The sequence below is a fragment of the Pseudomonas sp. RL_105y_Pfl2_101 genome, from assembly GCF_963970585.1.
Taxonomy (GTDB): Bacteria; Pseudomonadota; Gammaproteobacteria; order Pseudomonadales; family Pseudomonadaceae; genus Aquipseudomonas.
The window spans coordinates 165081-184935 of sequence record NZ_CAXAPG010000007.1; the positions used below are offsets into that span (position 1 = coordinate 165081).

Genomic DNA, 19855 nt, shown 5'->3' on the forward strand with positions numbered 1-19855 from the left:
CTCAACGAATTTGTGGGCCGATGAACCGGCTCTTGGCTTCAACATGAACGCTGTCGTCATCGGCATCCTTGAGAATGAAGGTCACCTCGTTGGTGCTCGACGGCAGTTGCTCCGGTGCACTGGACAGTTCTACCGGCTGGGTGAAGATCTCACCGGCCGCGACCTTGATTTCCCGGCGTCCCTGCAGCTTGAGGTCCGGCAGGCCGGAGGCCTCCAGTACGTACGTATGATCGCGCTGGTCCTTGTTCATGATCTTGAGGCTGTAGACGTTCTCGATCCGGCCTTCGGCGTTCTCGCGGTACAGCACACGGTCCTTGCTGACGTCGAAACCCACCAGCGAACGCATGAAGAACGCGGTCACCAGCAGACTGATCATTGCCAGCAGCACCAGGGCATAACCGATCAGGCGTGGGCGCAGTTTATGGGTTTTCTGTCCCGAGAGGTTATGTTCGGTGGTGTAGCTGATCAGCCCGCGCGGGTAATCCATCTTGTCCATGATGTTGTCGCAGGCGTCGATGCACGCCGCGCAGCCGATGCATTCGATCTGCAGGCCGTCGCGAATGTCGATACCGGTGGGGCAGACCTGGACGCACATGGTGCAGTCGATGCAGTCCCCCAGGCCCAGGGCCTTGTAGTCAACGCCCTTCTTGCGTGGGCCACGGCTTTCGCCGCGACGCGGGTCGTAGGAAACGATCAGGGTGTCCTTGTCGAACATCACGCTCTGGAAACGTGCGTAAGGGCACATGTAGATGCACACCTGCTCGCGCAGCCAGCCGGCGTTGCCGTAGGTGGCGAGAGTGAAGAAGCCGACCCAGAAATACGACCAGCCATCGGCCTGGCCGGTAAAGAACTCGAACACCAGTTCACGGATGGGGCTGAAATACCCGACGAAGGTCATGCCAGTGACGAAACCGATCAGCAGCCACAAGCTGTGCTTGGCCAGCTTGCGCAGGAACTTGTTCCCGCTCATGGGCGCCTTGTCGAGCTTGATGCGCTGGTTGCGGTCGCCTTCGGTGACTTTCTCACACCACATGAAAATCCACGTCCATACGCTTTGTGGGCAGGTGTAGCCGCACCAGACCCGTCCGGCGTATACCGTGATGAAAAACAGGCCAAAGGCGGCAATGATCAGCAGCCCTGACAGGAGGATGAAGTCCTGGGGCCAGAAGGTCGCACCGAAAATGAAGAATTTGCGTTCGGGCAGGTTCCACCAGACCGCCTGATGCCCACCCCAATTCAACCAGACCGTACCGAAGTACAGCAGGAACAACATGCCACCGCCGACCATCCGCAAGTTGCGGAACAGGCCCGTGAAGGCGCGGGTGTAGATTTTTTCCCGAGAAGCGTAGAGATCGACGCTTTGGTTCGCGTCCTTGGCAGGCGGGGTGACGTCATGTACCGGAATCTGGTTGCTCATCAAAATGCATCCCACGGCAGTGGAAAAGTGCCGGGGTCAGTACGTGCCGACCACGGTCAGAAAGGGTATTGCAGTGGCGCAATGATACGCCTGTAGGTCTAGCTCAAGGGTGCGACCTTTGGTCGCGTTGGGGGGAAGGGTCGAATGGTGTAGCAGATGTAACAAGTCATGACCAAGATCAATTGACTATAGACATTCCATGGCGTTGGCGAAAAAACCAAAGGGCCTGCCGACTCGTTCGACAGGCCTGTTTGGTTGCTTTGTGCCGCTATTTTTGGCGGCTTCGCCACCCGGCGGTCGTACATCGTAGCTCCAATCATTTGCGCTTCTGGGCTCGGTGCCCACACCCGATATGTCGCCCGCCACACGTTGTGCCCGTCGGCCTCGGTGAGTTGTTCCGGCAGGCCGTTGAGGTCGTTGTGGTAGTAGCGGATTTTTTGCAGCGCCCCGCTGCCGTAGTGCAGGCGATTGATCCAGCGGCCGTCGGGCAACTGGGTCTGGATCAGGTTGCCAAGTTCGTCATAGTGGTGTTGCAGGCTGCCGGCGGCGCTGTTTTCGGCGAGCAACTGGCCGGTGGCGTCGTAGGCGAAGCTCAGGGTTTGCGCGTTGCCTTGCCGGTCGGTGAAGGCGGGTTACACGCCTGCTTTTGAGGTGTAGGCGATCCGTGGCGAGGGAGCTTGCTCCCGCTCGGCGGCGCAGCCGTCGTGAGCCGGCTGATGCGGTTTATCTGGAGAATGCGCCGGCCTGTTTTGGGGCGGCTTCGCCATCCAGCGGAAGCAGGCTTCCTCGTCACGGGTTGGTGGTGTCGCGGTTAGCGCGGGTCGACGTTATCCAGCACTCGGTTCGCCAGCATTGAACTCAGTTCGATCAGTTGCTGGATGCCGAGGGCGATGTGGCGGCGGGGGCCTTCCAAGTCGAAGGCCAGGTTGCTAATCATCGCGTCGGCTGAGGCCAAGTTTTCGCTGAGGTTGGCGAGCAGGCATTCGTTGTCGGCGTTTTTTTTCACGGTGAAGAGCTGGTCTGGTTTGGATGCTTCTTCGGACTTTTCCGGTTTGGGTAGCAGGTAGTGATCCAAGACGCGTTTGGTGGTTTCGTCGTGCTGCTTGTTTTTGCGACCGGAATGGGTAGAGGTTGAGTCAGTTTCCGGAGGGTTCGGAGTTATCTTGAACATATGCATTTTTCCTTCTAGTAGGCCGCAACCATCTCGCTACTAAACGAAGGGGTGGCAGCTGTGCGCAAGTTAGTAGACCGGTGGAAAATACATAAAAACCCGGCGCGCCCGAAGGCGCCATGCGCACAGCCACCATCAAATGCAGGCGACGCCTGACTGATGAGACTCATGCAACCATTATGTATTTCCAACCAGGGCTACTAAACCCGACCACTGATGGGCAGTGGCAGGCAAACGATAGAACCCATGGGCAAGGCGCACAAGCGGGCGGATTCTGGCGTAGTTGTAGGCAATGGCGCAAGGATTCGTAGCTTGGCGGAAGCGTTGCGCAGGGAGAATAAACACGTCTTCGTAATGCCCTGGATTCGGGGCGAGGGAGCTTGCTCTCGCTCGGTGGCGCAGCGGTTTTTCTGTAGGAATTCGTCAGCCTTTTTGGGGCGGCTCAGCCGCCCAGCGGGAGTAAGTTCCCTCGCCACGGGGATTTGCGCTTAACCTGCGCCTGGTCATTTGTTCGCAAGGCCAGATCGAACTGCTTGTTTCCCAATTTGATCTAGCCGCCAGGGTTTTCTTGAGCACAGCCGAATCCCGGCTCTGATTATTTTTGTGCCCTGCAAAGAGAAGCGTCAGGCGCACAAATGCATCAAGTTTCTACTGGCGGTACAAAATGTTGTAGAACGCGGTTTGCTCATCCTTGATCAAGGACAGATCGTGCCCCGTGGGAATTTTTTCGAACAGCGCTTTGTTGACTGCCATCCGACGCATGATGATCACCTCCAGCAATTGGCCGAACAGCGCTTCATCACGGACGTGTTTTTTCAGTTTTAGAATTTCGTGAGGCTTGTCTTTCAGGACGTGAAAGGCGTAATTCATCACCACCATATTGGAGACGAACAGGTTTGCCGTTGACTGAAGCGGATTGACCGCGTCGATCAAAGCATCAAATATTTTTTGCCTGTCCTGAGCATAGGTGGGCAAAAAAACGTCGGGGTACATAAGCTCGCTGTGACGATCATTGATCGCGAAGCGGTAATGGGTATCGTCGGGCTCGCTGAGTAATCTGACTGTGCTTGTTTGAAACGTTTTCAACGTACTCAGCAGTTGATGCTCTTTCCTGCTGTCGGCCTTGATCGCTTTGTAAACCAGATCAATCACATCCAGAAAAGCCACGGACCCCAGCCCATCGCTCGCCATCATCAACTGATTGCCCTCGATGCTGAAACGACGATACGCCTCGTCATCGATGCTCAATTCGAAGAGGAGGAACCTAAGCATGTAGTTCCTGAGGCGCGCATCCGCATCCAGGGTGCTGTTCTTCAAGCTGATCAGTTGGATCAGGTAGAAGAAAATAAAGTAATCCTTGTTGGTTCGTTGACGGTTGTCGATTTCAAGCAGGTAGCCAAAGCGCGACAGGACCAGGAGGAGGGCGTAGCAGTCGGGTTCCGTGAAGCCGTTCTTCAGCATGGCTTTTTCGAAAGCGCTGGTGGAAAACAAGTCCCGCCAGCGGCTAACGCTGAAGGGAGCGCCATTGTGTTTTTTCGCGACGACGTTCAGTAGCGAAGGCTCGTCTTCTTCGTAAAAAACAGCACCCAACGCCTTCGGATACGGCCGGACGTTCAGGAAATTTTCAAGTTTGTATGAGAGAAGATCGAATATGTCCATCTGGCTTTATCCGCAGGTCTTCCATTTTCCGTTCGGGCCTTTCTTCTCGACACGAAATGACGTAATGGTTTTATTGAATTTATCCAGTAACCGGAAACCGATACCTCTGGCCTTGGGCTCATTCGTTTTGGATAGCACGCCATCCTTAAGGCCCGTCTCCTTATAGTCAACGGTAGAAATATCCTTGTGGTCGTTGAGCATGCTAACCCCTTCATTATTGACGGTGGCGACTACCCGATACTTTTCGTTGCCCGGATTGAAGCCGGGATTGCTGTCCTGATTCACCCAGACGGCTTTCTCACCTCTGATATTCGGAACAAGCCCACCTTTGCCTCCGTTGGCGGCCTTGGACGAGACGGTTTCGCTCTCGCCCATGTACCGGATAATCTCATTCTCTTTAAGCCCCAGCGGGTCGATCCAGGTAAATGGATTCGGTGCGTAGCGATAAAGATTCAGGCTTGCGGCCAGGCCCAAGGGGTCGGGCGTGGTAAAGCGGCCTATGTCGGGATCATAGAAGCGGAAGGTGTTGTAGTGCAGGCCTGTTTCCCGGTCCAGGTATTGCCCCTGAAAACGCAGGTTCTGTTCTTCGATGTAGTACGGCTCACGGACTTCATCAGTGGTATTGCCCCATACCTGGTAGTGAGCGTGCCATAGCGGATAGCCGTCACTTTCCGTCAAGGCCTGTGGCTGACCATTGGGGTCGTTGTGGTAATAGCGGATGCGTTGATGTTCACCGATGCCGTCGACCCGGGCCAAGGGTTCGTGACTGTCGCCAATATAGAGGTACAGGCTGGTCAGGCTATTTTTATGTTCCTTGAGTAATTGCAGGCCATCCCAGTCGAAACGCGTGCGGGCGATGAGACGCCCGTTGTCGTCATGTTCGGTTTTCTCAATCCTTCGACCCAACGGGTCGTAGCGCATCCTGACGACGTTTTCACCGTCGGATTTCTGGGTTCGAACTTCAACCAGCCGGTGATCCGAGTCGTAACTGAAGCGCTGCAGGCCATGTCGCCCACTGCGCTTTTCAATCATTCGGCCAAAACCATCGTAGCGATAGTGCTTATCCTGATAGCGCTTGAGTTGGTTGTGCGTAACCCGCCCACCTGTACCAGGTGAACTGTCGAGGAGATTGGCGGCGGCATCGAAGGAAAATGTTTCATTCTGGCCTTGTCGAGTGCCCTGGCTTGCCAGGATGCGGCCGGTCACATCGTAGTGCAGCAATTGGCGTTGTTGACCTTTTGGCTGCCGTTCAAGGCGCGCCACCAGGTGGTCGCCAGGATCAAACTCAAAATGGGTTTGATCTGCGGCAGGCATCAATGACGGCTGGCTGGTATGCCGGCGTTGGCGGCTGCGTAAGCGCCCGCTACGGTCATATTCACTCCGTGTGCTGATTTGGCCTTGGGTGCGCAGCACCTCTCGATGCAGCCGGTCGCGTTCGAAGTCGCTGATGACGTGGCCGTCGAGGTTGATTTGGTGCAGATGACCACTGCCGTAGTACAGGCGGCTGACCCAACGGCCGTCGGGTAGGTGGGTCTGGATCAGGTTGCCGAGTTCGTCGTAGTGATGCTTCAGAACGCCCGCTGAACTCTGCTCCTCAATCAGATAACCCAGCGCGTCATAAGCAAAGCCCAGTCGTTGTTCGTTGCCGTCGTTAGCGATGACGGTGGCTTCGATTAACTGATTCAACGGGCTATAGCTGTACCGGGACTGTCCATCAGGTGTGATTCGGGTGGTCAGCCGGCCAATGGCATCACGTTCGAGATGATGAACAATGGTCCTTTCACTGGGCTGATGATCACCTCGCGGCGCTGCGATGGTTTCGACTCGTTTTACGTTGTTGAGGACGTCGTACGTGTAGCCTTTGGCGCTGCCATCAAGGTTGCGCTGTTCGGCCAACCGATCACCCGCATCCCAGGCAAACCGATAACTTTCACCGTTCTCATTGACCAGCGCTTGCAGCCGCCCGTAGCTGTCGTACGCGAATTGCACCTGCCGGCCGTGGGCGTCGGTGCGTTGGCGGACCTGACCGCGACGGTTGTGCTGGTAGAGCGTGGTGTGCCCGGCCGGGTCGGTGTAGCCGGTCAACTGCCCGGCGAGGTCGCGCTGGTAGTGCTCGGTGCGGCCATCCGGCAATTGGCTGCTGAGCAAACGGCCTTGGGCGTCGTAGCTGAACTGGGTGCGCTCGCCGAGGGCGTCGGTGATGGTCTGCAGGTAGCCGCGCTGGTCGTAGCTGAACCGTGTCGGGTAACCCGAACAATCGGTGTGCTCCACCAACTGCCCGAACGGATTCCAGCGCAGCTTTTTAAGCTTGCCGGTGGCGTCAATGATTTCGATGACCTGACCGTGGGTGTCGTAGCGGTAGCGGTAGCGGGTGACGTGGCCCAGGGGATCGGTTTCGGCGGTGCAGTTGCCGCGTTGATCGTAGCGGTATTTCCAGCTGTGGCCGGCGGCATCGGTGTCCACCAGCGGCAGGGCCCAGTGTTCGAGCCAGAGGGTGGAATCGCTGCGGCCCAACGGATCGGTTTCGCCGATCAGGTTACCGGCCTCGTCATAGCTGTATTCATAGCGCCCGCCCTGTGGGTCGGTGGCGCTGAGCAGTTGGCGTTCGTCGTTCCACTCGAACAGCCAGGTCTGGCCGAGGTTGTCGCTGTATCGGGTGATCTGGTGTTGGCTGTTCCAGTGGCGCGTGCTGACGCGCTGCAAACTGTCGGTGATGCGGGTTACACCGGCCTTGAGGTCATAGTCGAACTGGTAGGTGTCGCCCTCGTCGGTCCAGTGCCGGACCACGCGCCATTCCTGGTCTTCGACCAAGGCCCATTCGTAGAAGCAACGCAGCCCGGTGGGCAGTTGGTGCTCCAGCATTCGCTGGCCGGCGTCGTAGCTGAAACGCCGTTGCACCTGGCCGGTGGCGTCGCGTACTTCGCTCAGGTTGTTCGCCGTGTCGTAGGCATAGCTGACCAGCAGTTCGCGTTGTTGGTCGGGGTAGAGACGTTCTATCCGCGTGACGCGTTCGCGCTCGCGGATCAGCTCGACTTGCACCAGATCGAAGGTGTCGCGCAGGCGTATCAGCCGTCCGGCGGCGTCGTAGTCGAGGAAGATGCGATTGTCGTTGCGGTCACCGAGTTGGCTCAGGCGCAGCAGGGATGTGTGGTCCGGCGTGGGTTCGAACGGGCGATACACGCCGTCGTCGCTTTCGATCAGCAACTGCCCGTTGAGATGACGTCGCACGGCCAGGCCTTCGCCAGCACTGAACACCGCGCCGCCCAACGGGATCGAACCCATGTCGATGGGCCGGGCCTGTTCGTCGGTGTAGAGCAGGGTCTCGCCACCCTCGGGATGGGCCAGGATCTCCACCTGCACCTCGTAGGCCACGCTCCAGCCGGCGCCGAACATCCCGCCACGTCGTTCGTCGCGGCTGTTGTAGAAGCGTTGCCAGTCGATTGGCAGAACACCGGGCAAAACGAAGTCCAGCTCTTCATCGCGGCCCAGCACCTTGGCGCCGGTCGCGGCATGCACCGGGTTCGACGAGCCCATGGCGGCGTTGGCCGCGGCGCCCATGGCGCTGCTGACCGCCATCGACGCCGCGCCACCGGCCAGCATGCACGGCAGTTTGCTGAAGAACTTGCCCTTGCCACCCTTGAGCATTAGTAACGCGGTGACCGCCAGCCCCACGCCCGGGGTCTTGCCGCTGCGAATCTCGCGCACCACCACTGAGCCGCCGCCAATGGTCACGTCCGGGGAAATCAACCCGGCCGACACCACCGTCGCATCGCAGGTGCTGCGGTCGCCGCTGCGCACGGCGGGCTGGCCGTTGATGGTGACCTTGTCCGAGCCTTCGGCCATGAACTGCGGCGGCATCGGTGGGTGCTTGGTGCAGATCACCAGGTCTTCCGGCCGGGTCTCCGTGCCGGGGGCGGGCGATGCGACGGTGGGGCGCCACATCTGCGAGAAGAAGTTGCCGGCCATGTCCAGGTAACTGGCCTCGGCTTCTTCTTCCGGCGCGGGCCGAGGGGATGTTGTTGGTAAAGGTGTCCTTGGAGCCGGTGAGGATGTTGGCCTGCACCGTGGGCGGGAAGAGCGCGTTGCCGATGCCTTCGCAGATAGTACTCAGGCCTTCGTCGGCCCCGGTTTTGCTCATGGCAATGCCCACGACCGCCCCCACCACCGCACCGAGCAGGAAGCAACCCAAGCCACCCGTGGCGACGGTGATGCCGGTGGCGGCCACCACCGCCGCCGTCGCCAGGGCGGTGATGGCGATGTTGGCCGCCACTTCCAGCACGCCGCCGAGGATGTCGGCCATCATGGAGGTGTGGTTCAGTGCATCGCCCAGGCGAGCGGCCCAGAGCGCGTCAGACATGCCGGGGGCTCATCGTTGCGCGCTGAAGTGTTTCGATGCCCATTGCGCCTATCTCCTTGGCGGTAATTGATGGTCCGTCGCGACGTTATATTAGCTTGACCATGGATTGATCAAGGCCACGCCGCTGCTTTGAAAATCACTCACATTGCGCGTGACCACGGTCAGGCCATGGACCAGCGCGGTGGCGGCAATCAATGCATCGCATTCATTGCTGCGATCCGGTACGTGCAGGCGAGCGCAGCGCAGCGCGACGGTGCGGTCGACTGCCAGGATCCTGCCGGCAAATGCGGGCATGACGTGGTTATCCAGCCACGCGCGCAGGCGGCTGCCTTGCGCCGGGTCCTTGCGTTCGAAGCGCAACACACCGGTTTCCAGTTCCAATACGGTGATTGCCGAGACGTACAGGTGGGGGGCGGACACGCTCCGTGCCCAGGCCTGTACGTTTTTATCTGCTTGCGGCTTGCGCAGTTCCGAAATGACATTGGTGTCGAGTAGAAACATCAGGACAGGTCCACTGGCCGGGGAGTGATGACGGCACGTTCGGTATCGAAATCGATATCCGGCGCATCGGGCATGACCAGCAACTCGACAATGCTGGCGCCAATGCCGGTCAGTTTCTGGTACTCCTCAATGCTTAGCAGTACGTGGGCCGGCCTGCCACGGTCAGTGATGATGACCGGCCCCTGGCGGGCGGCTTTTTTGGCACCACTTGTGTCGTGATTGAATTCGCGGCTGGAAATGGTCGTGATGGACATGGCGGTGCCCTCATGAAACTAGAATGTAGGCACGTTACTACCGGCGCAAGCGGCGAGCAAGTGAAACAGCTTCGCCTCTTGATACCCACCAATAAAAAGGCCCCGCCAACATGGGTTGGCGGGGCCTTTGGTGCATCAGGCGTGTGCCTTACTGGGCATCGGCGGCTGGCGCCGGTTCCCCATGAGACAGGCTGTAGACGTACGCAGCCAGCAGATGGACCTTGTCGTTGCCATGCAGGTCGGCCTGGGCAGGCATCTGGCCCTGGCGACCGTAACGGATGGTCTGCTGCAACTGAGCGAAGCTCGAGCCGTAGATGAAACCGGCCGGGTGCGTCAGGTCAGGTGCGCCCATGGCAGGCGTGCCCTTGCCGGCTGGACCGTGGCAGGCCACGCAGTTGGCCGCGAACAGCTTCTGGCCGTTGGCCGGATCGGCCTTGGCGCCTTCCGGCAGTTTACGACCGTGCAGGCTGGTCACCACGTAGGCGGAGACGTCGGCAACCCCTTGCTCGCCAACCACGGCAGCCCAGCCCGGCATCACGGCATGACGACCGCCCATGATGGTGGTCTTGATGGTTTGCGGCTCACCACCCCAGCGCCAGTCGGCGTCGGTCAGGTTCGGGAAACCGTAGGCACCCTTGGCGTCGGAACCGTGGCAGACCGAGCAGTTGGAGGCGAACAGGCGGCCACCCATCTTCAGGGCTTGCGGGTCCTTGGCGACTTCTTCGATCGGCATGGAGGCGAACTTGGCGAAGATCGGACCGAACTTGGCGTCCGAGCGTGCCATTTCCTTTTCCCACTCGTGAACGCCTGTCCAGCCGGTCTGGCCGTTGGCGAAGGCGGTCTGCTTCTCGGTGTCCAGGTAGTTGTAGCCTGGCAGCAGGCCTTTCCAGTTACCCAGGCCCGGGTAGAGCACGAGGTAGCCGAGGGCGAACACAATGGTGCCCACGAACAACATGAACCACCATTTCGGCAGTGGGTTGTCGTACTCTTCGATGCCATCGAACGAGTGGCCGACGGTCTCGTCCGTTTGTTCGGCGCGCTGGCCCTTACGGGTCGACAGCAGCAGCCAGGTCAGGGCGAAGATCGTACCCAGACTGAGGACTGTGACGTACAGACTCCAGAACGTAGTCATTCTTTGTTACTCCTAGAAGCTTGCTCGACGTGCTTGATGGCTTCGGGATCATCCGCGAACGGCAGCAAGGTCGCGTCGTCAAACTCCGACTTGCGCTTGGGGCTGAACACCCACAACGCCAGACCGATAAAGGCCACCATCACGACGACGGTGCCCAGGCCACGAATCATCCCGATATCCATCTAAATCACCGTTTGCTTTTGATGATGGTGCCCAGGCCTTGCAGATAGGCCACCAGCGCGTCCATTTCAGTCTTGCCCTTGACGGCATCCTTGGCACCGGCGATGTCTTCATCGGTGTAAGGCACGCCCAGGGTACGCAAGACTTCCATTTTCTTGGCGGTGTCTTTGCCGTCGAGCTTGTTTTCTACGAGGAACGGGTAGGCCGGCATTTTCGACTCTGGCACCACGTTGCGCGGGTTGTACAAGTGCGCACGCTGCCAGTCGTCGGAGTAGCGGCCGCCAACGCGGGCCAGGTCCGGACCGGTACGTTTGGAACCCCACAGGAACGGGTGGTCCCAGACGCTTTCACCGGCGACCGAATAGTGGCCGTAGCGTTCGGTTTCAGCACGGAACGGACGGATCATCTGCGAGTGGCAGCCGACACAACCGTTGGCGATGTAGATGTCGCGGCCTTCCAGTTCAAGGGCGGTACGTGGCTTCATGCCTTCGACCGGCTTGTTGGTCACGTCCTGGAAGAACAGCGGGACGATCTGGGTCAGGCCGCCGATGCTCACGGCGATGACCATGAAGAAGGCCAGCAGGCCGATATTCTTCTCTACTGCTTCGTGCTTCATCAGTGAGCTCCAACTACGGCGATCTTGGCGGCGGCTTCAGCTTCAGCCGGGTCAGAGGCACGAACGGTGCGGTACACGTTGTAGGCCATGAACAGCATGCCGCTGGCGAAGAACGCGCCGCCCAGGGCTCGTACGATGAAACCAGGATGGCTGGCTTGCAGTGCTTCGACGAACGAGTAGGTCAGGGTGCCGTCGTCGTTGATTGCACGCCACATCAGGCCCTGGGTGATGCCGTTGACCCACATCGAGGCGATGTAGAGCACGGTGCCGATGGTCGCGAGCCAGAAGTGCGCGTTGATCAGGCTGGTGCTGTGCATCTGCGCACGACCGAACAGTTTCGGGATCATGTGGTAGATGGCGCCGATGGAAATCATCGCAACCCAGCCAAGTGCCCCGGCGTGTACGTGGCCGATGGTCCAGTCGGTGTAGTGGCTCAGGGAGTTGACGGTCTTGATGGCCATCATCGGGCCTTCGAAGGTCGACATGCCATAAAACGCCAGCGACACCACCAGGAACCGCAGGATCGGGTCGGTGCGCAGCTTATGCCAGGCGCCCGACAGGGTCATCATGCCGTTGATCATGCCGCCCCAGCTTGGTGCCAGCAGGATGATCGACATCGCCATGCCCAGGGACTGCGCCCAGTCTGGCAGTGCGGTGTAGTGCAGGTGGTGCGGACCGGCCCAGATGTACAGGGTGATCAGCGCCCAGAAGTGCACGATGGACAGGCGATAGGAATAGATCGGACGCTCGGCCTGTTTCGGCACGAAGTAGTACATCATCCCCAGGAAACCGGTGGTCAGGAAGAAGCCTACGGCGTTATGGCCGTACCACCACTGGATCATCGCATCGGTCGCGCCCGAGTAGGCCGAGTACGACTTGAAGAAGCTGACCGGCAGGGAAGCGTGGTTGACGATGTGCAGCATGGCTGTCACGACGATGAAGGCACCGTAGAACCAGTTACCGACGTAGATGTGCTTGGTCTTGCGCTTGACGATGGTGCCGAAGAACACCAGACCGTAGGTCACCCAGACGATGGCCAGCAGGATAGCCAGGGGCCATTCCAGTTCCGCGTATTCCTTGGTGGTGGTGAAACCCATTGGCAAGGTCACGATCGCACCGACGATGACCGCTTGCCAGCCCCAGAAGGTAAAGGCGGCGAGGCCGTCGGAGATCAGTCGCGTTTGGCAGGTTCGCTGCACGACGTAGTAAGAAGTGGCAAACAACGCACAACCACCGAAGGCGAAGATCACCAGGTTGGTGTGCAGCGGGCGCAGGCGTCCAAATGTCGTCCATGGCAGATCGAAGTTCAACTCCGGCCAGACCAGTTGCGAGGCGATGAAGACACCGAGCCCCATGCCAAGGATCCCCCAGACCACCGTCATGATGGCGAACTGGCGGACTACCTTATAGTTATAAGCAGTCGGACTGATTGCTGTGCTCATTCTAAGGTTCCACGGTTTGGGTGTTTTATTAGGATAAAAATCGGTCGCAAGTATGGAGAAAGCGGGGGGTCATTGCAACGCGCCATGACCTGGGTCAATGCTTTCCAAAGCTGATTCTGCGGCCTTTCCATGTTCCGTGTAGGGACAAAAATGGCCCACGGCAAAAAGTCGCAACGAAGGAACGAGGCGAGGGGGTCAGGTCGGTTGTAACGGGGTGTGTTCAAACACAGCGTTCGGGTGATGCCAGGCAACTGTCGCAACAGCCGGTATTCACCAGCCTTTGCGGCCTTTTTGACGAACGATTGTCGAACGCATCGGGTCGGGTCGACCTGAAACCGGCAGTCGCCAGTGCACGCAAAGGCAAGCTTAGACCCGATTCAGGGGAACCGAAAGAAAGACTATGGGAGGGTGCGACAATGCGTCGCGCAGGGACAGGGAACAGCCGCATCCAGATGAATGCGGCTGTTTAACGGTCAAGATTTATTCGCTTTTGTGTTCAGCTTGCAGGCGCTCGGCACCGGCTGTGTGGGACAGGCTGTAGACGTAGGCGGCAAGCAGTTGCACCTTGTCATTGCCCAGCAACTCATTCTGCGCCGGCATGTGACCCTGGCGACCATGGCGAATGGTCTGCTGCAACTGTGCCAGGCTGGTGCCGTAGATGAAGCCGGCCGGTTGCGTCAGGTTCGGCGCGCCCATGGCTTCGGTTCCCTGGCCGTTGGCGCCGTGGCAGGCGACACAGGTGGTGCTGAAGGCCTGCTGGCCGGCTTGCAGGTCGGCACCGTTGTCCGCCGGCAGAGGCAGGCCGGCCAAGTCATGGCGTACGTACGCGGCCACGTTCTTGACCCCGGCCTCTCCCAGCACCTCGCCCCAGGCCGGCATTGCCGCGATGCGGCCGCCCATGATGGTGGTCTTGATGGTGTCGGCAGTGCCGCCCCAGCGCCAGTTGCTGTCGGCCAGGTTGGGGAAGCCGAAGGCACCCTTGGCGTCCGAGCCGTGGCAGACCGAGCAGTTGGAGGCGAACAGGCGGCCACCCATCTTCAAGGCCTGTGGGTCCTTGGCCACTTCTTCCACGGGCATGGCGGCGAACTTGGCGAAGATCGGCCCGAACTTGGCGTCGGCCTTGGCCATTTCCTTTTCCCATTCATGGACGCCGGTCCAGCCGTTCTCGTAACCTGGCAGGATGCCTTTCCAGTTGCCCAGGCCCGGATAGAGGACCAGGTAGCCGACGGAAAACACCAGGGTGCCGGCGAACAACAGGAACCACCACTGCGGCAGCGGGTTGTCGTACTCCTCGATGCCGTCGAAGCTGTGGCCCATGGTCTGGTCGACGCTGCCCTTGGTCTCGCCCTTGCGCGTGCCGATCAGCAGCCACGTCAGGCCGATGAGGCTGCCGATGGTCAGCACGCAGATCCACGTACTCCAGAAGGTGGTCATGGCCGGGTACTCCTTGTTGCAGGGTCTTGGGGGGTGGCAATGTCGGCAGGTGGTTCGTCGGCGAACGGCAGCAGGCGCGCTTCGGCGAACTCTGGACGACGTTTGCTGCTGAATACCCACAGGGTCAGGCCAATGAAGGCCACGAACACCACGACCGTGCCCAGGCCGCGGATCATTCCAGTACTCATTTCAAGAACCATGGCTCACCTCTTGCTCTTGATGGCAGTGCCGAGCACTTGCAGGTAGGCCACCAGCGCGTCCATTTCGGTCTTGCCCTTGAGCGAGGCCACGCTGCCGCTGATGTCGTCGTCGGTGTACGGCACGCCCAGGGTGCGCATGGCGCGTAGCTTGCCTTCGGTGTGGCTGCTGTCCACCGCATGGGTCACCAGCCACGGGTAGGCCGGCATTTTCGACTCGGGCACCACGTTGCGCGGGTTGTACAAGTGGGCGCGGTGCCAATCATCGGAGTAGCGCGCGCCGACCCGTGCCAGGTCCGGCCCGGTGCGCTTGGAGCCCCACAGGAATGGATGGTCCCAGACGCTTTCGCCGGCGACGGAGTAGTGGCCGTAGCGCTCGGTCTCGGCGCGGAACGGACGGATCATCTGCGAGTGGCAGCCGACGCAGCCTTCACGGATGTAGATGTCACGGCCTTCCAGCTGCAGGGCGGTGTAGGGCTTCATGCCGTCCACCGGTTTATTGGTCACGTCCTGGAAGAACAGCGGCACGATCTGGGTCAGGCCGCCAATGCTCACGGCCAGGACCATCAGCAGCATCAGCAGGCCGACGTTTTTTTCGATTGTTTCGTGTTTCATGGTGGACTCCTCAGGCCATCTGCGCGGCAGCGGCAGCTTCGGCAGGCTGGTAGGCCCGCACGGTGCGCCAGGTGTTGTAGGCCATCAGCAGCATGCCGAGGAGGAAGATCGCCCCGCCTGCCAGCCGCACGACGAAGCCAGGGTGGCTGGCCACCAAGGTTTCGACGAAGGAGTAGGTGAGGGTGCCGTCCTCGTTTACCGCACGCCACATCAGGCCCTGAGCGATGCCGTTGACCCACATCGAGGCGATGTACAGCACGGTGCCGATGGTCGCGAGCCAGAAGTGCGCGTTGATCAGGCCGATGCTGTGCATCTGTGGCCGTCCGAAGACTTTCGGGATCATGTGGTACAGCGCACCGATGGAAATCATTGCCACCCAGCCGAGCGCGCCGGCATGGACGTGGCCGATGGTCCAGTCGGTGTAGTGGGAGAGGGCGTTGACGGTCTTGATCGCCATCATCGGACCTTCGAAGGTCGACATGCCGTAGAACGCCAGGGACACCACCAGGAACCGCAGGATCGGGTCGCTGCGCAACTTATGCCAGGCCCCCGACAGGGTCATCATGCCGTTGATCATGCCGCCCCAACTTGGCGCCAGCAGGATCAGCGACATCACCATGCCCAGCGACTGCGCCCAATCCGGCAGCGCGGTGTAGTGCAGGTGGTGCGGACCGGCCCAGATGTACAGGGTGATCAGCGCCCAGAAGTGCACGATGGACAGGCGATAGGAATACACCGGACGCTCGGCCTGCTTCGGCACGAAGTAGTACATCATCCCCAGGAAGCCTGCGGTGAGGAAGAAGCCCACGGCGTTGTGGCCATACCACCATTGCACCATCGCATCCGTGGCCCCGGCGTACACCGAGTAGGACTTGGTGAGGCTCACCGGCAGCTCCAGGTTGTTGACGATGTGCAGGATCGCCACGGTCAGGATGAACCCGCCGAAGAACCAGTTACCGACGTAGATGTGCTTGGTATTGCGCTTGGCCACAGTGCCGAAGAACACGATGGCGTAGGCGACCCAGACAATGGTGATCAGGATGTCGATCGGCCATTCCAGCTCAGCGTATTCCTTGGAACTGGTGTAGCCCAGTGGCAGGCTGATAGCCGCCAGCAGGATCACCAGTTGCCAGCCCCAGAAGCAGAACGCGGCGATTTTCGGCGCGAACAGCTGTGTCTGGCAGGTGCGTTGCACCGAATAGAACGAACTCGCAAACAACGCACACCCGCCGAAGGCAAAGATCACTGCGTTGGTGTGCAGTGGGCGCAGGCGGCCGAAGCTGGTCCATGGCAAATCGAAGTTGAGTTGTGGCCAGACCAATTGGGCTGCGAGAAAAACCCCGAGCCCCATGCCGACGATGCCCCACACCACCGTCATAATGGCGAATTGGCGGACCACCTTGTAGTTGTAGGCGGTACTGATAGAAGTGTTCATGGTTCCCCATCCACGGTTCAGCCGAAGTGAGCGCCTGCGCAAGGCAGTGCGGCGTTCTTCGCCTGGAGTTATAGGCAGACTAAAAGCGAGGTAAGCATGGACAAACAGCACAAGGCCAGTATTGACGGGGATCAATGGGCGCGGTGCCTGGAGCAAAACGGCTGGCTGTGGACAGCCGGGCAATCGATCGCCAGCGCCAAGGCGCCAACCCTGATCCTGGCCCATGGTGCCGGTGCGCCAATGGACAGTGGCTTTATGGAGGAAATGGCCGCGCGCCTTGCCGCACAGGGCATCAACGTGTTGCGCTTCGAATTTCCCTACATGGCCCAGCGGCGCCAGGATGGGGGTAAACGGCCACCCAACCCGGCCCCCAAGCTGCTGGAATGCTGGCGTGAGGTGTACGCCACGGTGCGGCCTTATGTCACTGGGCGGCTGGCGGTGGGGGGCAAATCCATGGGGGGGCGCATGGCGAGCCTGCTGGCCGATGAACTGGAAGCTGATGCCCTGGTGTGCCTGGGATATCCCTTCTACGCGGTGGGCAAACCGGAGAAGCCGCGGGTCGAGCACCTGGCGGAATTGAAGACGCGGACCTTGATCGTCCAGGGCGAGCGCGATGCGTTGGGCAATCGTGAAGCGGTGCGGGGCTATGACCTGTCAGCGAGCATCGAGGTGATGTGGCTGGTGGCGGGGGATCATGACCTGAAGCCGTTGAAGGCTTCGGGATTTAGTCATGAGCAGCACCTGGAGGCTGCTGCGCAGGGAGTGGCCGGGTTCCTGTCTCAAGATTGATGCTGCCAGTCATGACCTCTTCGCGAGCAAGCTCGCACACTGGATTTGCGGCGTTCACAAGCCCCTGTGGGAGCGAGCCTGCTCGCGAAGGCGGGTTACGCGACGCTATTTTTTAAAATGGTAAGAAAAAACCCTGAAGCTTTCGCTGTCCGGGTTTTTTGCTCAATCCGACATCTATCAGCGGTTAAACCGCTCCACCAACGAGTACTGCGTGTTGGCCGTACGGGTCAGTTCTTCGCTCAGCAGCGCCGAGCTGTGGGCCTGGCCAGAGGTCTGGTCGGCCAGTTCCGAGATATTGCTGATGTTGCGGCTGATCTCCTCGGCCACTGAGCTTTGCTCCTCGGTGGCGGCGGCGATCTGGGTGGTCATGTCGGTGATGTGGGCCACCGCTTCGCTGATCCCCACCAGCGCCTTGTCCGCTTCCATGACCCGTGCCACGCCTTCTTCGGCCTGGCGATGGCCAGCGTCCATGGTCTGCACGGCGTTGGTGGCGGTCTGCTGGAGCTTGGCGATCAGGGCGTGGATCTGCCCGGTGGATTCGCTGGTGCGTTGTGCCAGTTGCCGCACTTCGTCCGCCACCACGGCAAAGCCGCGACCCATCTCACCGGCGCGGGCCGCTTCGATGGCGGCGTTGAGGGCCAGCAGGTTGGTTTGGTCAGCGATGCCTTTGATCACGTCTACCACGCCACCGATCTCGTCGCTGTCCTTGGCCAGTTGGGTCACGGTGTGGCCGGTTTCACCGACCACCACCGACAGGCGCTCGATGGCTTCGCGGGTTTCGCCAGCGATGTCGCGGCCGCGGCTGGTCAGGCGATTGGCTTCCTGGGTGGCGTCGGCGGTGCGCTGCACGTGGCTGGCGACTTCCTGGGTCGTTGCCGCCATCTGGTTGACGGCAGTGGCGACCTGTTCGGTTTCCACCCGCTGGCGCTCCAGGCCGCTGGAGCTGTCATGGGCCAGGGTGTTGGACTGGCGAGCCTGGTCGTTAAGGTGTTCGGCAGTGTCCTGCAGACGGGTCAGGCAGGTTTTCAGGCGCGCTTCCTGACTGAGAATCGACATCTCCAGGCGTGCCTGGGCGCCGCGGCTGTCGGTATACATCCGGGCGATCAGCGGGTCGGACGTGGTTTGCTCGGCCAGGCGCAGCAGGCGCTTGATCCCGCGTTGCTGCCATTGCAAGCCCAACAGCCCCAGCGGCACCGACAACAGGGCGGCCAGGGCAAAGCCCCAGGAGGAATCCAGGAAAGCGCCGACGATGAAACTCAACTGGCTGACCAGGATAAACGGTAGCCAGTCCTGCAGTACGGGCACCCATTTGTCGCTGCCCGGAACGGCGGACTTGCCTTGGTTGAGGCGTTGATAAAGCGCTTCGGCGCGGGCGATCTGTTCGGCGGAGGGTTTGACCCGTACCGACTCGTAGCCGATCACCTGATTGCCCTCGAACACGGGCGTGACATAGGCGTTGACCCAGTAATGGTCGCCGTTCTTGCTGCGATTCTTGACGATGCCCATCCATGGCAAGCCTTGTTTCAGCGTGCCCCACATGTGCGCGAACACCGCGGATGGGACGTCGGGATGGCGCACGAGATTGTGCGGTGAACGAATCAGTTCTTCCTTCGAATACCCGCTGATGTCAACGAACGCGTCGTTGCAGTAGGTAATTACGCCCTTGGCGTCGGTGGTCGAAATCAATCGTTGCTGGGCCGGGAAGGTCCTTTCGCGTTGTGTGACGGGTTGGTTGTTACGCATGATGTGTCGATCCGCAAGGCTCTGAAAGGCTATGAAAGGTTGTCGGCGCTATCAGGTTTTAATTGAGGTTATTTTTGCCTGTCGCTATCACGCTAGCATCGGATAGGTAAATAGGGCGAAATGAAGCAGGTTGAGGAGAAAGTGCGTGGCAATCGCCGCGCCCAGTCCGCCAAAACGATACGCCAGGCCATAACCGACCCCCGCCAGTCCCGACAGCAGCACCCATTGCCAACCTGCGCCAGCGTGTACCAGGCCGAACAGCAGTGAGGCCAGGAGCAGTGCCAGATTGTCGCCGTGGGCCAAATGTTTGAAGCGCCGACTCAGGCCTCCCTGAATGTAGCCACGAAACAGCGCTTCCTCCACGAGCGTCACCAATAAAAGATTATTGAACACCCACAACCAGGCGTGATCCGGCCACTTTGGCGCCCAGTGGATCATGCCCAGCAGCACGGCCCCGCCGAGGGCCAGCACCGCACTCAACGCCAGGCCCAATGCCGTGGCCTGGGCCGACAGGCGCAACGGGCGCCGACCGATGATCCAGGGGCAGGCCAGCAACAGCCAGAAGCCGATCAGCGGCTTGTCCTGGTTGAGGTACATGGCAAACGGCGCGGCGTCGTCGGTCAAGCGTTGCGCCGCAATCACCCGCCCGTTGAAGAAGCCAGGCATCCAGTGCAGGGCCAACGCCAGGGCCATGATCAGGAACAGGGCGTGCCCGAGAAACTGGCCTACCGGCGTTTGCTGTTGGCGAACCGCATACCCGGCAAACAGCAATAGCGCGACCGAGATGACAGCCGTCCAGGTCAAATGGCCGTAGACCAGCGCCAGACCGTAGCCTGTGGAGAGGAGGGCCAGGTGAAGCCAGGGTAAAGCGGGCATACAACATCCTTTTAGCGGAAGAGCTCGGGGCGAGAGC

16 protein-coding genes and 2 pseudogenes are annotated in these 19855 nt (G+C 60.1%); 1 reads left to right on the forward strand and 17 read right to left on the reverse strand.

Translation table 11 applies throughout. From position 1 onward, the window contains the following. Position 1 precedes the first annotated feature (1 nt). From ccoG to ccoN (AACY31_RS11210), 15 genes and pseudogenes are all read right to left on the reverse strand, one after another. The gene (gene ccoG, locus AACY31_RS11135) at positions 2–1417 is read right to left on the reverse strand and encodes a cytochrome c oxidase accessory protein CcoG (protein ID WP_339476793.1); all 1416 of its coding nucleotides are present in this window, start codon (positions 1415–1417) and stop codon (positions 2–4) included. A 341-nt stretch (positions 1418–1758) separates the two neighbouring features. Next, positions 1759–2043: pseudogene (locus tag AACY31_RS28900) on the reverse strand (RHS domain-containing protein); the annotation flags it as partial. A gap of 185 nt (positions 2044–2228) precedes the next feature. After that, positions 2229–2588, reverse strand: coding sequence for a DUF6124 family protein (locus tag AACY31_RS11145; protein ID WP_339476798.1), 360 nt, complete (start codon positions 2586–2588; stop codon positions 2229–2231). A 648-nt stretch (positions 2589–3236) separates the two neighbouring features. Next, positions 3237–4247 (reverse strand): hypothetical protein, encoded by a 1011-nt coding sequence (locus AACY31_RS11150; protein ID WP_339476801.1) that lies wholly within the window; start codon positions 4245–4247, stop codon positions 3237–3239. A 395-nt stretch (positions 4248–4642) separates the two neighbouring features. After that, positions 4643–8604, reverse strand: a pseudogene (locus AACY31_RS11155) (RHS repeat-associated core domain-containing protein); the annotation flags it as partial. A 90-nt stretch (positions 8605–8694) separates the two neighbouring features. Further along, entirely contained in the window at positions 8695–9105 is a 411-nt protein-coding gene (locus AACY31_RS11165) for a type II toxin-antitoxin system VapC family toxin (protein WP_339476803.1), read from the reverse strand. Continuing rightward, complete coding sequence (locus AACY31_RS11170) at positions 9105–9359, reverse strand: type II toxin-antitoxin system Phd/YefM family antitoxin (protein WP_339491288.1); 255 nt, start codon at positions 9357–9359, stop codon at positions 9105–9107. The genes AACY31_RS11165 and AACY31_RS11170 overlap by 1 nt, the downstream gene beginning before the upstream one ends. Positions 9360–9507: 148 nt before the next feature. Further along, complete coding sequence (gene ccoP, locus AACY31_RS11175) at positions 9508–10491, reverse strand: cytochrome-c oxidase, cbb3-type subunit III (protein WP_339504469.1); 984 nt, start codon at positions 10489–10491, stop codon at positions 9508–9510. Then, positions 10488–10673, reverse strand: a complete 186-nt coding sequence (locus AACY31_RS11180; protein ID WP_003183474.1) for a CcoQ/FixQ family Cbb3-type cytochrome c oxidase assembly chaperone — start codon at positions 10671–10673, stop codon at positions 10488–10490. Before AACY31_RS11180 ends, ccoP (AACY31_RS11175) begins: the two co-directional genes overlap by 4 nt. A gap of 5 nt (positions 10674–10678) precedes the next feature. Beyond that, a complete protein-coding gene (gene ccoO / locus AACY31_RS11185) occupies positions 10679–11287 on the reverse strand; it encodes a cytochrome-c oxidase, cbb3-type subunit II (protein ID WP_018925301.1) in 609 nt (202 codons plus the stop codon). Then, positions 11287–12729, reverse strand: a complete 1443-nt coding sequence (gene ccoN, locus AACY31_RS11190; protein ID WP_339476815.1) for a cytochrome-c oxidase, cbb3-type subunit I — start codon at positions 12727–12729, stop codon at positions 11287–11289. Before ccoN (AACY31_RS11190) ends, ccoO (AACY31_RS11185) begins: the two co-directional genes overlap by 1 nt. A 480-nt stretch (positions 12730–13209) precedes the next feature. Next, positions 13210–14163 carry a cytochrome-c oxidase, cbb3-type subunit III gene (ccoP, locus tag AACY31_RS11195; RefSeq protein WP_339476817.1) on the reverse strand — a complete coding sequence of 318 codons (954 nt, stop codon included), beginning with the start codon at positions 14161–14163 and terminating at the stop codon, positions 13210–13212. After that, positions 14160–14363, reverse strand: coding sequence for a cbb3-type cytochrome oxidase subunit 3 (locus tag AACY31_RS11200; RefSeq protein WP_058544618.1), 204 nt, complete (start codon positions 14361–14363; stop codon positions 14160–14162). Before AACY31_RS11200 ends, ccoP (AACY31_RS11195) begins: the two co-directional genes overlap by 4 nt. A 3-nt stretch (positions 14364–14366) precedes the next feature. Further along, entirely contained in the window at positions 14367–14975 is a 609-nt protein-coding gene (gene ccoO / locus AACY31_RS11205; protein WP_339476822.1) for a cytochrome-c oxidase, cbb3-type subunit II, read from the reverse strand. Positions 14976–14985: 10 nt separating this feature from the next. Then, positions 14986–16410 (reverse strand): cytochrome-c oxidase, cbb3-type subunit I, encoded by a 1425-nt coding sequence (gene ccoN / locus AACY31_RS11210; protein ID WP_339476824.1) that lies wholly within the window; start codon positions 16408–16410, stop codon positions 14986–14988. A gap of 96 nt (positions 16411–16506) precedes the next feature. Here ccoN (AACY31_RS11210) and AACY31_RS11215 point away from each other — a divergent pair, with 96 nt between their 5' ends. Beyond that, positions 16507–17199, forward strand: coding sequence for an alpha/beta family hydrolase (locus AACY31_RS11215; RefSeq protein WP_339476826.1), 693 nt, complete (start codon positions 16507–16509; stop codon positions 17197–17199). 177 nt (positions 17200–17376) lie between these two features. Here the strand turns inward: AACY31_RS11215 and AACY31_RS11220 are convergent, their stop codons facing one another. Together AACY31_RS11220 and AACY31_RS11225 are read right to left on the reverse strand one after the other, a co-directional pair. Beyond that, the gene (locus AACY31_RS11220) at positions 17377–18942 is read right to left on the reverse strand and encodes a methyl-accepting chemotaxis protein (RefSeq protein WP_339476828.1); all 1566 of its coding nucleotides are present in this window, start codon (positions 18940–18942) and stop codon (positions 17377–17379) included. Positions 18943–19029: 87 nt separating this feature from the next. After that, positions 19030–19818 (reverse strand): CPBP family intramembrane glutamic endopeptidase, encoded by a 789-nt coding sequence (locus AACY31_RS11225; RefSeq protein ID WP_339476830.1) that lies wholly within the window; start codon positions 19816–19818, stop codon positions 19030–19032. Between the last annotated feature and the right edge of the window lie 37 nt (positions 19819–19855).